The organism is Winogradskyella aurantiaca, from assembly GCF_003362725.1.
GTDB lineage: Bacteria > Bacteroidota > Bacteroidia > Flavobacteriales > Flavobacteriaceae > Winogradskyella_A > Winogradskyella_A aurantiaca.
On record NZ_QKTV01000003.1, the window covers coordinates 86,933 to 105,047 of the forward strand.

Sequence of the window (18,115 nt, forward strand, 5' to 3'; positions counted from 1 at the left end):
AATGATTAAATAGATTGTGATTAGCGCAAAAATAGAAAAAATGATCTAATCCAAAGATTTGGGATAGCATAAGTAATACTTGGTGATGGAATTAGAAATATCACCAATATTCAGGTGATTAGATACTTTATTTAGAGGTTTAATTTTGCCCGTCTTTAGCAATACCTTTATAGGTTGTGCTTTAGGGTTGTAGGCTCTATTTGAAATCTCGTTGGTAAAAACAAAGTAACCAGCTTCATAATTGGACAGTTCATTACGTTGTGCGAAGTTTTTTCGAAGTTCCTCAACTTTGGACTTACTAAATCGCTTAGTTTTCATTTTTATACGAAGGAGATTTCTGTTAATAAGCATATGACTTAATCGACTCAAGACAAAATCCTTATGGCCCATCCATTCTTTTAAAGCTGATAAGACGTCATAGTCATCTAGAAAGGCAAATTTCTGAAGATTAGCCTCGTTCATTTCTCCCATACCGACTGAATGACTCAAAAAGTACTGCAAGCTCTCACTACCTTTTACTGATTGCCCATTCTCCACTAACTCCTTAGCGCGCTTTAAAATACGCATAAGCAACTCCTCTGCTACAATTCCAGTCTTATGCAAATAGACCTGCCAATACATGAAACGTCTGGCAATTAAAAACTTTTCTACACTGTAAACACCTTTTTCCTCAATCACCAATTCGTCATCAATAACATTCATCATTGTAATGAGACGCTCGCTATTAATATTCCCTTCGGCAACTCCCGTATAAAAACTGTCGCGTTTAAGGTAATCTGCTCTATCCATATCGATCTGACTAGATATTAGTTGCCCCATAAATCGTCGATGATGATCTCCTTTGAATACAGATATAGCCAACTCAAGTTGGTTATTGAATTGCTTATTCAAGGATTCCATAAATTTAAGTGATAAGAATTCGTGTGGAATACCATCAACAATGCTGTGCTCCATGGCATGCGAAAAAGGTCCATGGCCTATATCATGAAGCATTATCGCAATGTAAAGTGCTTGCTCTTCATCTTCTGAAATGACTACTTGTTTTGAGCGTAATACCTGAACTGCTTTTTGCATCAAAAACATACTTCCAAGCGCATGATGAAAGCGTGTATGATGAGCTCCTGGGTAAACTAAATACGACAATCCCATTTGGCTAATCCTTCTCAGTCTTTGAAAAAAAGGATGTTCAATTAAATCAAATATTAAGGCATTTGGAATTGTAATAAAACCGTAAATTGGATCGTTAAATATCTTGAGCTTATTATTGAGCACTTGATGATTTTATTACCTAGAAGCGCAAATATACATGAACCAATTTAATATCCTTTGGGTTGACGATGAAATTGACCTGCTGAAACCTCATATAATATTCCTTAATAATAAAGGCTATTCTGTCACCTCGTGCCAAAGCGGAATGGAGGCTTTAGAAATGATAAAAGAAGATAGTTTTGATATCGTTTTTCTTGATGAGAACATGCCAGGTCTATCAGGTCTAGAGACTCTTAATTCTATAAAAGAAAAGGAATCTAATCTTCCAGTTGTTATGATTACCAAAAGCGAGGAAGAGTATATCATGGAAGAAGCAATTGGTAACAAAATCGCGGATTATCTCATTAAGCCAGTAAATCCAAACCAAATATTACTAAGCTTAAAGAAAAACCTGGACCACAATCGATTGATTTCGGAAAAAACTACGTCCAATTACCAACAAGAATTTCGAAAGATTGCTATGGATCTGGCAATGATTAATAGTCATGAGGAGTGGGCAGAATTGTATCAAAAATTGATTTATTGGGAACTCGAGTTGGATCAGATCCAGGATTCCGGTATGATTGATATTCTTGAATCACAGAAAGTAGAGGCCAACCTGCAGTTTGGAAAGTTTGTTGAGAAGAACTATCAGGATTGGTTTGATGGTAATGGGGATGCCCCAATGTTGTCCACCGACTTAATCAATAAAAAAGTATTACCCCATATCAGACGAAATGAAAAGGTACTTTTAGTAGTTATTGACAATTTGCGATATGATCAATGGAAATCTATTGAAAAGCACATAAGTCCTTTTTACGATAAAACTCAAGAGATGTCCTACTACAGTATTCTTCCAACGGCAACCCAGTATGCGCGAAATGCAATTTTCTCGGGATTAATGCCTTCTGACATGGAAAAACACCACCCGAATCTTTGGAAAAATGACATGGATGAGGGAGGTAAAAATTTACATGAAGCTGAGTTTCTTGAAGCGCAACTTTCGCGTTTAGGAATGCGAGATGTTCAGTTTAGCTATCATAAGATCACCAATCTTAAGTCCGGTAGAAAGTTGGCTGATAATTTAAAAGCCCTTGGCAATAATGACTTGAATGTGGTAGTTTATAACTTTGTAGATATGCTGTCTCATTCCAAAACAGAAATGGAGGTAATAAAGGAGCTTGCGTCAAACGACAAGGCCTACAGATCCTTAACAGAAAGTTGGTTTAAAAATTCACCTCTACTGGATATCATTAAAAATGCACAATCACTTGGACTTAAACTTATATTAACTACCGATCACGGTACCATCAATGTAAAATCTCCAAGCAAGGTTATTGGTGACAGAGATACAAGTTTAAATTTACGTTATAAAACAGGACGCAGTTTAACCTATCAAGGTAAAGATGTCTATGCGGCAAAGGATCCAAAATCAATCAAACTGCCTGCTATGAGCATGAGTAGTTCCTTTATATTTGCGAAAGGAGATCTATTTTTAGCCTACCCCAACAACTTCAATCATTATGTTAGTTACTACAGAAACACCTATCAACACGGTGGAATTTCACTGGAAGAAATGATAATACCATATGTTGAGTTCTCTCCTAAATAACTCCACAAAAAGCAAAAAAATCGGATGAAATACATTTTTTTCTAGGTTTTTTGGCTTTTTTGACGTACTATTGTAGCGTATTTCATAATGTTATACGGACAATGGAAACAATATATTCATACGATTTGAATCAACTTGAGAGTGTTAGCCATGATATTTTAAGGGCTTTCGATTCCAAGGTTGTTGTATTTATTGGTGAGATGGGAAGCGGTAAAACCACCCTTGTTAAGGCTTTACTAAAGCAGATGGGTGGGCAAGATACCGGTAACAGCCCTAGTTTTTCATTGGTGAATGAGTATGAAACAGATGAAGGAACAGTCTATCACTTTGATTTGTATAGAATAAATGATGTCTCAGAAATATGGGATATGGGTTTTGAAGACTATTTAAGTGCGGAGAATTGGCTATTTATTGAATGGCCAGAGCTTATATTGGACCAAATTCCTTCAGATTTTAATAAAATTGAGATACAAAATGTATCAGAAATGTCAAGATCCCTCAAATTGACCATAAATAACACAGTATTAACCTAAAAGTATGCTATGACAGACATCTAAAACGTAAGATTCTTACGGACATTCCAACGAAATATAGGCTGAATTACGGAAAAACCGTAACGGCAAGGTTCAAATTCATCGGATTTTAACACGTTAGCATTTTATCAGGGAAGCACTCTCAGGTAATTTTGTAGCAGTATTAATTAATTAATCCCTTGAATTATGAAAAAACTAATTTTAGCTGTAGCCATCTTTGGAGGAATGTTATTTACTGCACAAGCAACAAATATCATCGACATCAATGATCAAGTTACTACACAAGTTGACGGAAAGAAACTTAAGCCGCCCACACACGGATAAGATTTCTTATAACAAAAAGAGAATTTTAACAGGGAGTATCTTAGCTACATTAATAGCCGGTACTCCCTTTTTATTTTATCTCTACGAATATGTACCAGATGTCCAAAAATGGGATAACTTCTTATTTACCTATGAGAGTTATTATTACCAAAGTGCTAATGCTGCTGCTTGGATATTCATGATGAAAGTGATTCCACTTATCCTCTCTTTAATTTGGTTTTTTACTTGTAAGCACTGGTGGTATCATGCGTTAATAGTGCCAATTACGATGTTTTCTTTTCAATTGATAACTTTCCTAATTGAGGATTCCAAACCAATTGATGAGTTTCAAATAATTTGGTTACTTCCAATTATGGCTCTAGTTTTTCCTTCAATCTATCTTATTAGAGCAAAAATGTTTAACAAGTTAAATGATGCTAATAAAACCATGGAAGAACTCGAAGAAGAATTTATGATCAAACCAAAAGACTTTATGGGTAGGCTTAAGCAGTACTTTTAAACTTGTCTTTACAGTATAAATTTAAAAAGTCACCAAATTGGTGACTTTTCTTTTTTTATCTAAACTTTATATAAAATAGCAATCGCAACCCATGTACTAGGTAAGTATCATACTGAGATTTTGAATAGTTCCAACCAAGTCATGCCTTTTCTATCAAAAATTAGTAATTTTATTTTATATCCATTTTATGAACCAACCAAAAACTCCATTCACGAAGGCGCAGTTACTTCCTCAAGAAGAAACATTAGAGGTTTTAAGAAAAAAAGGAGACTTATTTATTGGAATACCTAAAGAAACTCATTTCCAAGAAGAACGTGTTTGCCTTACCCCCGATGCCGTCTCAGCCCTAACAGCCAACGGACATCGAATTATGGTAGAAAGTGAAGCGGGTCTTGGTGCTAACTATTCAGATCGGGATTATAGTGAAGCCGGAGCTGAAATAAGTAAGGATAGAACCAAGGTGTTTGGTTGTCCTATAGTTTTAAAAGTAGAACCACCATCTCTTGATGAAATTGAATTGTTAAGCCCTCAAACTCTTTTAATCTCTGCTTTACAACTTAAAACACAAAACAAATCTTATTTTGAGGCTTTAGCTAAAAAACGAGTAACAGCACTAGCATTTGAGTTTATCAAAGATGAAGATGGGGCTTATCCGGCAGTGCGCTGTTTAAGTGAAATTGCAGGAACAGCGTCCATCCTAATCGCCTCTGAAATTATGTCTAACGTCAACGGAGGTAATGGGGTCATGATGGGTAACATTAGTGGTGTCCCACCTACCGAAGTTGTTATTTTGGGAGCAGGAACAGTTGGGGAATTTGCTGCAAGATGTGCTATTGGACTTGGTGCTAATGTCAAAGTTTTTGACAATTCCATTACAAAATTGCGTAGGCTCCAATCAAATCTGGGGCGCACCGTTTACACATCCACAATGCAGCCAAAGAATTTATTAAAATCGCTTCAACGCTGTGATGTAGCTATTGGCGCCGTTAGAGGTAATAACCGATCCCCAATTATTGTTACTCAGACTATGGTAGAACTAATGAAACCTGGTTCTGTGATCATTGATGTAAGTATAGATATGGGCGGATGTTTTGAAACTTCCGAAGTTACAACGCACGATCATCCTACCATTGAAAAAAATGGTGTCATACATTATGGGGTCCCTAATATTCCAGCTCGTTATTCTCGTTCAGCATCAGTTTCCATTAGCAATATCTTCACCCCTTATTTGTTACAAATTGGTGAAAGTGGCGGTATAGAAAATGCCCTTAGACACGATAGAGGTTTAAAAAATGGGTTGTATTTTTACCACGGTATTTTAACCAATAGATCTGTTGCCGATTGGTTTGGTCTCGATTGTAGCGATGCCAATTTGCTGATTTTTTAATACAATTCAATGAAGTTTATCAACCGACTTGGGTATTACCTAGGTGGATTTGCCATAGGTTTAGTAATCCTTGCCTTTATTTTAAATGGTAAAGATGCATCCTGTGATTATAGCCCTAATGCCAGGACCGTTAAAAACATTACTTCAAAACCTATCACCTACAGTGCATCTGCTAAGGAACTAGCTTTAAGCAAAGGTATAGACAGCATAGATGTTATCAACTTGATCAAATATGGAGACGTTGCTTTTAATAAGAGTATTATCAACGAAGACAGTTGTAACACCTATGTAATAGAAAACTCTTTTAAAGAACAGCCTGTAGAGTTGACTATCATGAACTGTGAATCCCAAGCCTTCCTAGCAGATATTAAAATGGACTAGTATGGCCTTTAAGATTTGGCTTTCTCCCCCTCATATAGGTACCGATGAAGTATCCTATATAGAGATGGCATTAAAAGCCAATCATCTCGCCTATTTTGGGGAGAATACAATTGAGTTTAACTCTTCACTAAGAGCATACAGCCAAACAAAATATGCCGTTTTAACCAATTCAGGAACATCGGCTATTCATTTAGCATTAAAAGTCCTCGGTGTTGAATCAGGTGATCATGTGATTTGTCAGTCTAATAGTTTTGTGGCTTCTGCAAATCCAATATTATACCTTAATGCAATCCCAGTGTTTATTGATTCAGAGAAAGACACCTGGAATATGAGTCCGGATTTGTTGGATGAGGCCCTTAATACCCTGAAAAAGAAAGGAATTAAACCAAAGGCCATTATTAGTGTGGATCTCTATGGAATGCCATGTGAATATGACGGTATTCGAAAAATTGCGAATAACCATGAAGTTCCAATTCTTGAAGATAGCGCCGAAGCATTAGGGAGCTCATACAAGGGTATTCCTTGCGGTAATTTAGGTTCCATTGGCGTTTATTCATTTAATGCCAACAAGATCATAACAACCTCTGGTGGTGGCGCTCTTGTAACCAATAGTAAAGACTATTGTGTTAGGGCCGATTACCTTGCTAATCAGGCTAAAGCAGATAAGGCTTATTTATGGCATGAAGAACTTGGCTATAATTATAAATTTTCAAATGTATTGGCAGGAATTGGTGTGGCGCAACTGAATCGATTAGATGAATACACTAGAAGACGGAGGCATATATTTAATGTCTATCAAAAAAAGCTATGCGATTTAAATCCAGAAGTGTCCTTTCAGAAAGAGTCTTCAGATTCTTATTCTAATCGCTGGTTGAGCTGTTTTACTTTTACCTCATTTGAACAAAAAGAGAGTGTGAAACAAGCTTTATTAAATGCGAATATTGAATGCAGGAGTTTATGGTTTCCACTCCACAAACAACCTGTTTTTAGACAAGCTCTAAGTTTCAACAATGGAGTATCTGAGGACTTATTCGAGAAAGGCCTATGTCTTCCTAGCGGATCAAACCTTCAAGCAAATCAACTTGAAGAAATCATTAGTGTTATCAGTGAACAAATAAAGTAGAGAATCTTATCTTTAGTGCCTCATTAAGGCATGGTACAACAACAGCTACTTTATATCAATTCAGACTTAGCACTACAGTCTTATCGTTTCTACAAAAATGTTAATACATTACCATTTACAAATACCACTGCGTTATTAGGCTCAAATTTAGCTCATAAACAGTTGCGATTTAAGCACTTTGATTTATCAGATTTAGATTCTTTAAGAATTGGCAGTTCTGTATCACGTGATATTCTAGTTGCCACACCCATCTCTAATATCGTATCATGCTTGGAAGATTTGAGGTTTTTAGAAGCTTTAGGGTTCGATATGAAAATAATAACTAGTTCTGAGTTTTGGAATAAAAAATCAACTCCTGAATTACACCTTAAAACCTTTAACACAACTGAGGTTATAAAATACCAACCCGTTAATAAGCCTGGTAATTTAGAATTCTACAAAGATAAAACCATACTTATCACAGGTGCGGGCGGTAGCATTGGGAATGAACTCTTAGATTATATAAAGGGCATCAAGTTCAACAAACTCATACTTTTGGATCACTCGGAGTATGCCATTCATCATCTTAAACTTAAGATTAGAAATGAATCAGATGCTAATATTGAAATTGTAATTGGTAGCATTCGTGATAAGAATAAACTTAGAACGATTTTCACAAAATACGCTATTAATATTGTTTTTCACCTAGCAGCTTATAAACATGTTGGTATCATGGAAGCAGATCCCTATGAGGCGTTTAAATGCAATGTTATTGGCACTAAAAACCTATTAGACCTATCAGATCAGTTTGAGGTGAGTCAATTCAATTTTATCTCAACCGACAAAGCTGTTAATCCCTTAGGTGTTATGGGATTGACTAAAAAGCTCGCCGAATCATATATGTTGAATTACAAAAGTAACACCAAGGTAACAGTTCTTAGATTTGGCAATGTCTTTGGCTCTAGCGGAAGTGTAGTTGAAAATTTTGAGTCAGCTATTTCTAAAAATGCTACTCTTAGAATCTCTCATAAACACATGAAACGTTATTTTACCCTACCTAAGGACATCGCTTCGTTTATAATGAGCAGTCCTTTGTATGCCAACCATAAGGATACGATGGTCTTCAATGTATCTGAGCAAACATCCATTTTAGACTTAGCAAAAGTAATTTTACTCCTTAAGGGTTATCCAAATAATTTTAATTATCCAATTGAAATTACTAACAGTAAAAACCAAGAAAAACTTCAAGAAGAACTATATAACCCCAATGAATTGGTGAAAAATACCGAATGCAATCAAATAAATAGGATCCCATTCACGGTAGAAGACAATAACATAATTGAACAGATTCAGTCATTTAACACCCTATTAAATAAGTATCCTGAACGCGTAAGTTTTGAATTATTACAAAGTCTTTACAAAAAAACTAAAATCATTAAAGCTTAAATCTTTCTTCGGGTACGCTCACGTTTAATAAGTTCAAGTTCCCGATTGGTCTGTCCAGCTACTGATGTATTTTCCTCAGCTCTTCTAATAAGATATGGCATCACGTCTTTTACAGGCCCAAATGGTACATACTTGGCCACATTATAACCTTCCTGAGCCAGGTTAAAGCTAATGTGATCACTCATACCATACAGCTGGCCAAACCAAATTCTATGATCATTCCTTTCTAATCCTTTATTGCCCATTAAATCCATGGCCAGGTAACAACTTTTTTCATTGTGGGAACCTATAAAAATGCTAATATCCTCTATATTATCTATTATGTAAGACAGACTATCATTAAAGCTTTTGTCAGATGCCGCTTTATCAACACAAATGGGCGATTTATAGCCGTGCTCGTTAGCCCGTTCACGCTCTTTTTCCATGTAAGCACCTCTAACAATCTTTGCACCAATGAAAAAACCAGCCTCCTGAGCGCGCTTGTGAAGCGCTTTCAAATAATCTAATCGATCCCAGCGATAACACTGAAAGGTGTTAAAAACAATTGGTTTTACTTTATTATAACGACCCATCATTTCCTCAACCAATTCGTCAGCGGCATCTTGCATCCAACTTTCCTCACCATCGATTAAAACCTCTACATCATTTTCCGAAGCGGTCTTACAAACCTTGTCAAAACGGTTAACAACACGATCCCACTCTTCCAACTCCGCTCTGGACAACTCCTGCCCTGCTGATATTTTTTCATATAAGGCAAAACGACCAAATCCTGTTGGTTTAAACACAACTATGGGCATCGATTCTTTTTCTTTACAGAAACTCACGATTTTAAGAACCTTTTCCATGGCGTTATCAAATTGTTCTTCCGTCTCTTTTCCTTCAACTGAATAATCCAATACCGAACTCACCTTTTTTCCATAAAGGTTTTCAATAACTTTTAAGCAATCGTCTTCACTAACACCACCACAAAAATGATCGAAAACTGTAGAACGTATAAGCCCCTCTACAGGCAGATTAGCTTTTAATGCAAAATTTGTAGCTGCCGTTCCAATGCGAACTAATGGTTGGTTAGAGATCATTTTGAACAAAAAGTAGGCGCGTTCAAGTTCAGAATCTGATTTGAGTGAAAACGCGACTTGAGTATTATCGAAAAGAGTCATAACTAAAACTTAAATTGCATAGCAAATATATTTAGAACCGAGAACACTTTTTTAAAAATCTCCTTAATTTCACCACTTGAAAGAAAGTTTAAATGAATTCTATTATATCCGGTGATTCTGTTGTTCATTTTGGTAATACAGGATACGATACTTTTAATGATTTAATTATAAATGCAAATTACTCTAAGTATTTTGTTATCGTTGATTCTAACACTCATGAAAACTGCTTAGGTATTTTTTTAAGTAAAACAAAAATACCATCAGAATCATTAGAACTCATAGAAATTCCTGTAGGTGAATCCTATAAAACCATTGATACCTGTACGCAGGTGTGGCAAGCCTTATCCGATTTGGGAGCAGATCGACAAAGCCTTGTTATAAATCTGGGAGGTGGCGTTGTCACTGACCTTGGTGGTTTCGTGGCTTGCACCTTTAAACGAGGTATCGACTATGTAAATGTTCCTACAAGCTTACTTGCTATGGTGGACGCCTCAGTCGGTGGTAAAACTGGTGTTGACCTTGGGGTTCTTAAAAATCAGGTTGGGGTTATATCCAACGGTAAAATGGTATTAATAGATGTTACTTATCTCAATACACTGTCTCAGGATCAAATGAAATCGGGTTTAGCCGAAATGCTTAAACACGGATTAATCGCCGATTCCAATTATTGGAAAAAACTAAATAGTCTTAGCGAACTCAATTGGGAGGACTTGGGAAGTCTAATTCACAGGTCAATTGAGATTAAAAACGAAGTTGTTACAAAAGACCCAACAGAAAAAGGCCTACGAAAGTCTTTAAATTTTGGTCATACCTTAGGACATGCCATAGAAAGTTACCATCTCAAAACAGAGGAAAAAAATGATCTTCTACATGGGGAAGCAATTGCCATTGGAATGGTATTAGAATCGTATTTATCTTTCAAATTAAATGCGCTTGACCACAAAGATCTTCTGGAAATAAAAGATACTTTTAATTCCATTTATCAGGCGATTCAATTTGATCCAGACGACATCAGACACATCATAGACCTGATGAAACATGACAAAAAGAACAGTCATGGTAAAGTAAAGTTTGCCTTACTCAATCATCTTGGTCAACCACAATTAGATTGCGTGGTCGATAACAGTCTCATTCTTGAAGCCTTTGAATTTTATGCGAATTAGAGGTATCGTTGCTTAATAACGTTCTGATGGTGCATTTCATGACCCAGTATTATGAATCCAAGAGCACCAGCACTAATTCTATTGCCATTAACAGACCCTGCCATTTCTAATTGATGGACTGTCAAATGCTTAAAAAGTAGAATTGTACTTTTCCTTACCTACACATACATTTCAATCAATTCAGCTAACCGCACTTCGTTAGCTTGAGCGTTTAAAACAAAAACATCTTGATCAAAACTTTTTAAACCTTCTCCTTCCCCCCTTATAATTTTGAGTGCTCGATATGAAAATATTCGCTCTGTATCGATTAAATGCAAAATGATGTCTTTTGGCGTCCATTTCCCAGGCTCATATGCAAACTCATGCAGTTCTTCTGGAATCGCTTCAAAAAAACCTGAAAGTTTATGAAGGTTGGTTTCTAATTTTTTAATGAGATCAGTCCCTAGAGCTAATTGCACATATGGTAAATAATATTCTGGATAAGATTGCTTGTCGGGTTGGTACATAAAAAAGAAACCCCTTAAAAAAGGGGTTGTGTCTAATTTTTTTTAAATATTAAAGCTCATTGAAAATGGTGTGCATCAATCGTTTCTTATCATTGATACTTTCCTCAAGTGATATCATAGTTTCGGTTCTGTATACTCCTTCTATATCATCAAGCATAAAGATGACATCTTTTGCATGCATGGTATCTCGTGCTCTTACTTTACAAAATATATTAAACTTTCCTGTAGTTATGTGTGCAACTGTCACATAAGGAATTTCGTTAATTCGCTCCAACACAAACTTGGTTTGTGATGTATTTTGTAAAAAGACCCCGACATAGGCGATAAATGAATAGCCTAGTTTTTTGTAATCAAGTGTTAATGAAGAACCCTTAATTATACCTGCCTCTTCCATCTTTTTTACACGAACATGAACTGTTCCAGCGGAGATTAATAATTTCTTGGCAATATCTGTGAATGGAATTCTTGTGTTGTCAATCAACATGTCAAGAATTTGGTGATCTATCTCGTCTAATTTGAATTTTCCCATAGCTGTGTCTTTAAACTAAATGCAAAAATAATAGAATTTTATTATCGATAATACACTAAATCGACCAATTTTTAAGGTTTTATCAAAATTTTTTCATTTTTTATGACTACGAAATCGATTTCGTCACCTTCTTTAATTGGATTTTTTTTTGAAAATTCTATGATTTCCGCCTTAGCATCTAGTTCATTATGACCCAGATAACCGGTTAATTTTCCTATAGTCTCGACCTTAGGAATAAAACTTATGGTGCCCTTATCTAAAATCTCTTCAAATAATAGTCCAACATCTACAATTTTAGCATCCCTAGTTTGTACGTTTCGGATGATAACATCCAAATAGCTTTTAGCGTTCAAAGGAATGTTCCAATACCCCGTTTCATCAACAATCGCTAACTTTTGAATACGCTTTAATAAACTTATGTATGATAGAAACACATAATAACGCGTCTTTTCTCTATCATAATCCTCAGGAAAATGCCCTGCTTCAAATAATATTGTTGGTACGCCAAGAGACTGAAATGTATCGCCAGTGCAATTTAGATTAAAAGCATCAGCATATAACCCAATACTTCCGGGCAAATAACCCTTGAGATCTTCATAAATTCCATAAATCAAATGCATGGCTGTTTTTCTATTTGATGGAATAGATCTATCAGTATTAGATGCTGGCGCCAAAAAAGATAAGGTCGCCGACTTACCCATCTCACCAGCTGCGTAAATGGTTCGCTGTCCGTGAAGGTTTAAGCAATAGTCAGGTTTAAATTGATGGAATGCCTCAAAAAGCACTTTTGTTTCAGGTTGTGAACGATCTTGGGCATCCCTGTTAAGATCAACTTGGTTAGCATTAAACCTAGTATAAAAATGTGCACCGTCAGGGTTTAGAATTGGGATAATTAAAAAATTAAAATACTTTAATAACTCTTTAGATGAAATTAAGTAATTGATTAAATCAAAGGTCGCTTTAGTGGTGGTTGATTCATTTCCATGCATTTGGGACCACATCATTATTTTGATTTTTCCTTGCCCAAGCTTTAAACCAAAAATAGATCTGTTATCGGCAGAAGTTCCAAGCTTCGTAACAATAACCTCCTTAGGCAAGTCATTAAGCAACGGCTCAATATGTTGATTGGTTATATACCGACCAAACAATGTTTTCTCCTTAATTAATGAATATTTGGTTTCAGAAAATATCACGTCTTATAAATCTATGTATGACAAAGGTACTTAAAGTCAATGTTACATATGTAAACACCATTATAATGAATTTGTTTACAATTGGTAGGGAATTTCCAAAGCCTAAATACTCCAAGACTATTAATTATTGAAAAATTATCAATGAACTTTTATTAAGTATTATATTATATTTATTTTCAGTAATTTACAATATATTATATCAACATTATATTTAATAATATATCAAAATATACAAGAGAATATATCCTTTATTATTTTAATTTATTTACATTTGTAAACTGATCACAGTTAAATAGAAGTTTACAATGGTAAACAACACTGATTTTTCAAAAAGACTTCAAAAAATCATTGCTTATTACGAAGAAACCGCTTCGGGTTTTGCTGAAAAAATAGGAGTACAACGATCAAGCATTTCTCATGTGCTTTCTGGAAGAAATAAGCCTAGTCTGGATTTTGTTATGAAAGTTTTAAAGGCTTATCCAGATGTAAACATGTATTGGCTTTTAAATGGTAAAGGATCCTTCCCCTCTCAACAAGAGACCAGCCTCATTCATAAAGAAAATAATACACATAAAAATAAACCTTCGATACAATTACCAAAACCAGATACAGAGATAGAACGTGTTGTTATTTTTTTTAAGGATGGTAGCTTTAAAAGCTATGAATGAGTGCAAGAATATCTATTTTTGCTACTTATGCGTCACCAACTTCTTTTAATAAGCTTAAGTCTTTTAGTTTTACAATCTTGTTATGAGGTTCAAAGAAACTGTAATGACTTTAAAACTGGTAGATTTTCATTTTCATACATGATCAACGGTAAAGAAATCACTACTGAATTCGAACGTACGAATTCCTTCAACATAGACTATGTAAACGGGATTGCTGACAGTTCAAGCATTAGATGGATCAACGATTGTGAATTTGTTTTAAAAAAGTTGCATCCCAAAAACAGGGAGGAAGAAAAGGGGATTCACATGAAGATTTTAACAACTACCGATTCTTCTTATACTTTTGAATATAGATTGGCAGTTAAAGAAGCCAATAAACAGAAACGGGTAGAAAAAGGAACCGCTTTAAGAATCGATTAATGATTGACTTTCTATTATCCACAGACGCCATAATGGCTTTATTAACTCTGACCATTCTGGAAATTGTTTTAGGAATAGACAATATTGTTTTTATTTCTATTGCTGCCAATAAGCTACCTGATAATCAAAGAGCCAGAGCAACTAATATTGGATTAATCCTGGCGATGGTACAACGAATTATTTTGTTGTTTTTTGTTTCGTTTCTGGTTGGACTTAAAGAACCCTTTTATACAGTAAATACGGAATGGATACAAATGGCCATAAGTTGGCAAGCCTTAATTCTTTTAGGTGGAGGCCTTTTTCTTATTTACAAGAGTACTTCAGAAATAAAAGATAAAGTTGAAACCCCAAAACAGGATGCCGAAAACATTAAAGCAAAAGCTATCAAATCCCTGAAGCAAGCCATTACACAAATCTTAATAATAGATTTTATTTTTTCAATCGATTCTATTCTTACGGCTGTTGGTATGACCAATGGACTTCACCCTAATAACAACTACACGTTGGTCTTGATGATCATAGCTGTGGTGATATCAATTGTTATTATGATAGCCTTTGCCAATACCATTCGGGAATTTATTAATGCACATCCAAGTATGCAGGTACTCGGCCTGGCGTTCCTTATATTAATTGGCTTTATGCTGATTACTGAAGCAGCACATTTATCTCATACCGTTATATTTGGTAGATCAGTAGGAGCTATACCAAAAGGTTATCTGTATTTTGCTATAACCTTTTCCTTAAGTATCGAATTTTTAAACCATAAAATTCGAAAGAAGTCCAAAACCGAAAGTCCAGATAAGCAGGAATCAGAATAGCGATGCTTGCCCTGTCTCGTCTACTTCCCCATTTGGCTCAGCTGCAGTATCAGAATCAACAGCAGGAGCATCTTTATTTGCATCACTCTCTTGAGGCGCAACCATCTTAGCTTCCACCACCTCTATATCATTAGCAGAAAGTTCTTTAGGCGGTTCAAAAGGTAACGGGTCAAGTAAACTAATTTGATTAATTTTTTCTTTTGTTAATTGGTTCCCAAGCGCACTAATGCCTTTAACGGAAATAAAATTCTCTAAATCAACTTGCATGTTAGGTTTTCTGTCCTTACCACGTTCCTTTGTAAACTCAACGTCGGCTACTGGACGCCAATCTGTTGACACAATTTCTAATTGTGAATTGGGATGATCTGAAATAAATGTCTCTTCCCGCCCTTCATTTTCAATCAAAAACCTCTTGACAAAATAGCGTTCTTTACCCCCATCAAAATATATAGCAGAGATTGGTTTTTTAGGCACCCATTTTTCAAGCACAATCATGTCATTATCAAAACGAGTCGTCAATTCAGGAATAATAGTTTTAACTATGCCAGACTGAGTTATAATTAATAAGCGGTCTTCACCTCTGAATTCACCAATGAGTTCGCCTCTTTCATCCACATTAAGTCGCTGAACGGTATCATCAAACCAAATTTTACGAGGTTTTAAGGTTGAAACTCCTTTCTCTTTTAATTCGATTCTTTTCACCGAATATTTAGTGACCAAATTTCCTTTTGAGCCTCTACCTTTAATGAGAATATCAGCAAAATCTATATCCCATTTCAACTTCTTAACACTTCCTACTTGTCTTAAAAGTACCGTTACAATTTCGGCCTCCCCATTCGGGTTGGCAGAAAAGTAAAGGACATTTGAGGACTTTGAACCATTAGTTAAATCATACTCTCTGTCTCTGGTAATGCTCGTGACCGAAAATCGCTTGATGTAGGTAGCCCCCCCTTTTCCATCTCGATAAATTAAATTATACACCGTTCGACTGTCTTTCTTTTTAAAGACAGCTACATGAATAATATTTTTTCCAACAAAGGTTTTTGATTCAACCTTGGTCACCATCATTTTGCCCTCCTGAGTAAACACAATGATATCATCGATATCGCTACAATCACAAACGTATTCTTCACGACGCATGCCCGTTCCAACGAAACCTTCAGCTCTATTGACATAAAGTTTGGTGTTCCTGATGACCACCTTGGTAGCATCTACATCATCAAAGACTCTTATCTCGGTCTTTCGCTCTTTGCCTTCCCCGTATTCTTTCTTAAGCCTTTGGAAATAAGCCTCGGCAAAGTCAATAAGATTTGCTAAATGATGTTTCACCTCTTCTATTTGTTCGTCCAAAGCCTCAATTCGCTGAGTAGCTTTATCGATATCGAACTTTGAAATACGCTTAATTCTTATTTCTGTAAGCCTGGTGATATCTTCTGTCGTTACAGCTCTAAGAAGGTGTTTGGTATGAGGCTTTAATCCTTTATCAATGGCACTGATAACCCCTTCCCATGTTTCCTCTTCTTCTATATCTCTATAAATTCGGTTTTCAATGAAAATGCGTTCGAGGGAGGCAAAATGCCACTGCTCTTGCAGCTCCTTCAACCGTATCTCTAAATCATTTTTCAGTAATTCAACGGTGTTATCCGTTGATTTCCTTAGCATTTCTGAAACACCTATAAAGATGGGTTTATTATCTTCAATAATGCAGCCGAGTGGGGAAATGGACATTTCACAATTTGTAAAGGCATATAAGGCATCTATGGTTTTATCAGGCGAAATACCAGAAGGCAGATGTACTAAAATTTCAACTTCAGCCGCTGTATTATCTTCTATCTTTTTGATCTTGATTTTCCCCTTGTCATTAGCTTTAAGAATGGAGTCAATAAGCGATGATGTTGTGGTGGCAAATGGAATCTCGGTGATAACCAGAGAATTCTTATCACGTTGCGAAATACGGGCTCTAACACGTACCTTTCCGCCTCTATTCCCATCATTATAGTTAGTAGCATCAATAATTCCTGAGGTTGGAAAATCAGGCACTAGAGTGAAGCGTTTTCCTCTTAGATGCTTTATGGAGGCATCAATTAACTCAAGAAAATTGTGAGGTAAAATCTTTGTAGACAATCCTACCGCAATACCTTCTGCACCTTGAGCCAATAACAATGGAAATCGCACAGGAAGATTAATAGGTTCTTTTCGTCGACCATCATAAGAAGATTGCCATTCAGTAATCTTTGGATTATACAATATTTCCAGGGCAAACTTAGAAAGACGCGCTTCGATATATCGTGATGCCGCAGCACTATCACCTGTTAAAATATTACCCCAGTTACCCTGCGTATCTATCAGTAAATTCTTTTGACCAATTTGCACCATGGCATCAGCGATGCTTGCATCTCCATGAGGGTGATATTGCATGGTATGCCCAACAATATTGGCAACTTTGTTATACCGCCCGTCATCCAAATCTTTCATGGAATGCATGATGCGGCGTTGAACCGGTTTAAAGCCATCTTCAATAGCAGGAACAGCCCGTTCCAAAATCACATAGGAGGCATAATCTAAAAACCAATCCTTGTACATACCAGTGACCTTAGTGATGGTCTCATGGTTTCCATTATCATTTGGTAATAATTCCTCTAACTCTTCCGACATATATTATTTTGTCTTTTTATTCTCTTTTATAATTTTACTCAGAGATTGCCTTATGTATCTGAGTTTTCTGCGTTTAACTAAAGTCACATTAAATCTAGCCTTATGCTGTTTATCATGCCTATCGGAGTACAGAACCACTAATTGATTGTAGACATAAAAGCGTTTAATTTTAAAACCTAACACTTTTTTCTTTTCTATTTCAATCTTATGCTCGCGATAATTCAAATAATCTGATAGCAGCAAACCACGATTTATGATGATCAAATTTGGACCATCGCTATCATATTCAAAAAACCTTGCGATTCCATGAATAATTACGGCCACCACCAAGGTGCCAAAAAACACATAAAGAGACCCGTCTGATATGGCATCAAAACTTTGAAAAACTGTTGCTAGAAGAACGGCTACAACAATAAGAACAAAGTATACCGAAATGATAAAATTCCTGACGCTTCCGTTGTCTGTCCTCAT

The 18,115-nt window shown here is 35.8% G+C and carries 19 protein-coding genes; 11 read left to right on the forward strand and 8 right to left on the reverse strand.

Annotated elements, in window-relative coordinates; all coding sequences use genetic code 11:
• Positions 1-45: 45 nt before the first annotated feature.
• Positions 46-1,272 carry an HD domain-containing protein gene (locus DN064_RS06475; RefSeq protein ID WP_115461827.1) on the reverse strand — a complete coding sequence of 409 codons (1,227 nt, stop codon included), beginning with the start codon at positions 1,270-1,272 and terminating at the stop codon, positions 46-48.
• A 34-nt stretch (positions 1,273-1,306) separates the two neighbouring features.
• Between DN064_RS06475 and porX the strand changes: the two genes are divergently transcribed.
• The 7 genes from porX to DN064_RS06510 all read left to right on the forward strand — a co-directional run bounded on the left by porX (position 1,307) and on the right by DN064_RS06510 (position 8,532).
• A complete protein-coding gene (gene porX, locus DN064_RS06480) occupies positions 1,307-2,860 on the forward strand; it encodes a T9SS response regulator signal transducer PorX (RefSeq protein ID WP_115461828.1) in 1,554 nt (517 codons plus the stop codon).
• 101 nt (positions 2,861-2,961) lie between these two features.
• The gene (gene tsaE / locus DN064_RS06485) at positions 2,962-3,393 is read left to right on the forward strand and encodes a tRNA (adenosine(37)-N6)-threonylcarbamoyltransferase complex ATPase subunit type 1 TsaE (protein WP_115461829.1); all 432 of its coding nucleotides are present in this window, start codon (positions 2,962-2,964) and stop codon (positions 3,391-3,393) included.
• A 265-nt stretch (positions 3,394-3,658) separates the two neighbouring features.
• Positions 3,659-4,216 (forward strand): hypothetical protein, encoded by a 558-nt coding sequence (locus DN064_RS06490; protein ID WP_232827414.1) that lies wholly within the window; start codon positions 3,659-3,661, stop codon positions 4,214-4,216.
• 187 nt (positions 4,217-4,403) lie between these two features.
• Positions 4,404-5,603 (forward strand): alanine dehydrogenase, encoded by a 1,200-nt coding sequence (locus DN064_RS06495; RefSeq protein WP_115461830.1) that lies wholly within the window; start codon positions 4,404-4,406, stop codon positions 5,601-5,603.
• 9 nt (positions 5,604-5,612) lie between these two features.
• On the forward strand, positions 5,613-5,984 hold the full coding sequence (locus tag DN064_RS06500) for a hypothetical protein (protein WP_115461831.1): 372 nt from the start codon (positions 5,613-5,615) through the stop codon (positions 5,982-5,984).
• Between the two features lies 1 nt (position 5,985).
• Complete coding sequence (locus DN064_RS06505) at positions 5,986-7,107, forward strand: DegT/DnrJ/EryC1/StrS family aminotransferase (protein WP_115461832.1); 1,122 nt, start codon at positions 5,986-5,988, stop codon at positions 7,105-7,107.
• A gap of 30 nt (positions 7,108-7,137) precedes the next feature.
• Positions 7,138-8,532: a polysaccharide biosynthesis protein gene (locus tag DN064_RS06510; protein ID WP_115461833.1), complete on the forward strand. Its 1,395-nt coding sequence runs from the start codon at positions 7,138-7,140 to the stop codon at positions 8,530-8,532.
• Here the strand turns inward: DN064_RS06510 and DN064_RS06515 are convergent.
• Positions 8,529-9,692: a proline dehydrogenase family protein gene (locus tag DN064_RS06515; protein ID WP_115461834.1), complete on the reverse strand. Its 1,164-nt coding sequence runs from the start codon at positions 9,690-9,692 to the stop codon at positions 8,529-8,531. The two genes, DN064_RS06510 and DN064_RS06515, sit on opposite strands and share 4 nt — an antisense overlap.
• Positions 9,693-9,784: 92 nt before the next feature.
• Between DN064_RS06515 and aroB the strand changes: the two genes are divergently transcribed.
• The gene (aroB, locus tag DN064_RS06520) at positions 9,785-10,855 is read left to right on the forward strand and encodes a 3-dehydroquinate synthase (protein ID WP_115461835.1); all 1,071 of its coding nucleotides are present in this window, start codon (positions 9,785-9,787) and stop codon (positions 10,853-10,855) included.
• Here the strand turns inward: aroB and DN064_RS14315 are convergent.
• The 4 genes from DN064_RS14315 to DN064_RS06535 form a co-directional block, all read right to left on the reverse strand.
• On the reverse strand, positions 10,852-10,980 hold the full coding sequence (locus DN064_RS14315; protein WP_262509042.1) for a hypothetical protein: 129 nt from the start codon (positions 10,978-10,980) through the stop codon (positions 10,852-10,854). The genes aroB and DN064_RS14315 overlap by 4 nt on opposite strands.
• A gap of 33 nt (positions 10,981-11,013) precedes the next feature.
• Entirely contained in the window at positions 11,014-11,361 is a 348-nt protein-coding gene (locus DN064_RS06525) for a DinB family protein (protein ID WP_115461836.1), read from the reverse strand.
• A gap of 49 nt (positions 11,362-11,410) precedes the next feature.
• Positions 11,411-11,890 (reverse strand): Lrp/AsnC family transcriptional regulator, encoded by a 480-nt coding sequence (locus DN064_RS06530; RefSeq protein ID WP_115461837.1) that lies wholly within the window; start codon positions 11,888-11,890, stop codon positions 11,411-11,413.
• A gap of 71 nt (positions 11,891-11,961) precedes the next feature.
• Positions 11,962-13,083 carry a M14 family zinc carboxypeptidase gene (locus DN064_RS06535; protein WP_115461838.1) on the reverse strand — a complete coding sequence of 374 codons (1,122 nt, stop codon included), beginning with the start codon at positions 13,081-13,083 and terminating at the stop codon, positions 11,962-11,964.
• Between the two features lie 305 nt (positions 13,084-13,388).
• On the opposite strand from DN064_RS06535, the gene DN064_RS06540 reads away from it, so the two are divergent.
• The 3 genes from DN064_RS06540 (at position 13,389) to DN064_RS06550 (ending at position 14,989) form a co-directional block, all read left to right on the forward strand.
• A complete protein-coding gene (locus tag DN064_RS06540; protein ID WP_115461839.1) occupies positions 13,389-13,751 on the forward strand; it encodes a helix-turn-helix domain-containing protein in 363 nt (120 codons plus the stop codon).
• 138 nt (positions 13,752-13,889) lie between these two features.
• Positions 13,890-14,171 carry a hypothetical protein gene (locus DN064_RS06545; protein ID WP_317047363.1) on the forward strand — a complete coding sequence of 94 codons (282 nt, stop codon included), beginning with the start codon at positions 13,890-13,892 and terminating at the stop codon, positions 14,169-14,171.
• Positions 14,171-14,989: a TerC family protein gene (locus tag DN064_RS06550; RefSeq protein WP_115461841.1), complete on the forward strand. Its 819-nt coding sequence runs from the start codon at positions 14,171-14,173 to the stop codon at positions 14,987-14,989. Before DN064_RS06545 ends, DN064_RS06550 begins: the two co-directional genes overlap by 1 nt.
• Here the strand turns inward: DN064_RS06550 and DN064_RS06555 are convergent.
• Together DN064_RS06555 and DN064_RS06560 are read right to left on the reverse strand one after the other, a co-directional pair.
• Positions 14,981-17,644 (reverse strand): DNA gyrase/topoisomerase IV subunit A, encoded by a 2,664-nt coding sequence (locus DN064_RS06555; protein WP_115461842.1) that lies wholly within the window; start codon positions 17,642-17,644, stop codon positions 14,981-14,983. The genes DN064_RS06550 and DN064_RS06555 overlap by 9 nt on opposite strands.
• Before the next feature lie 3 nt (positions 17,645-17,647).
• Entirely contained in the window at positions 17,648-18,115 is a 468-nt protein-coding gene (locus DN064_RS06560; protein ID WP_115461843.1) for a hypothetical protein, read from the reverse strand.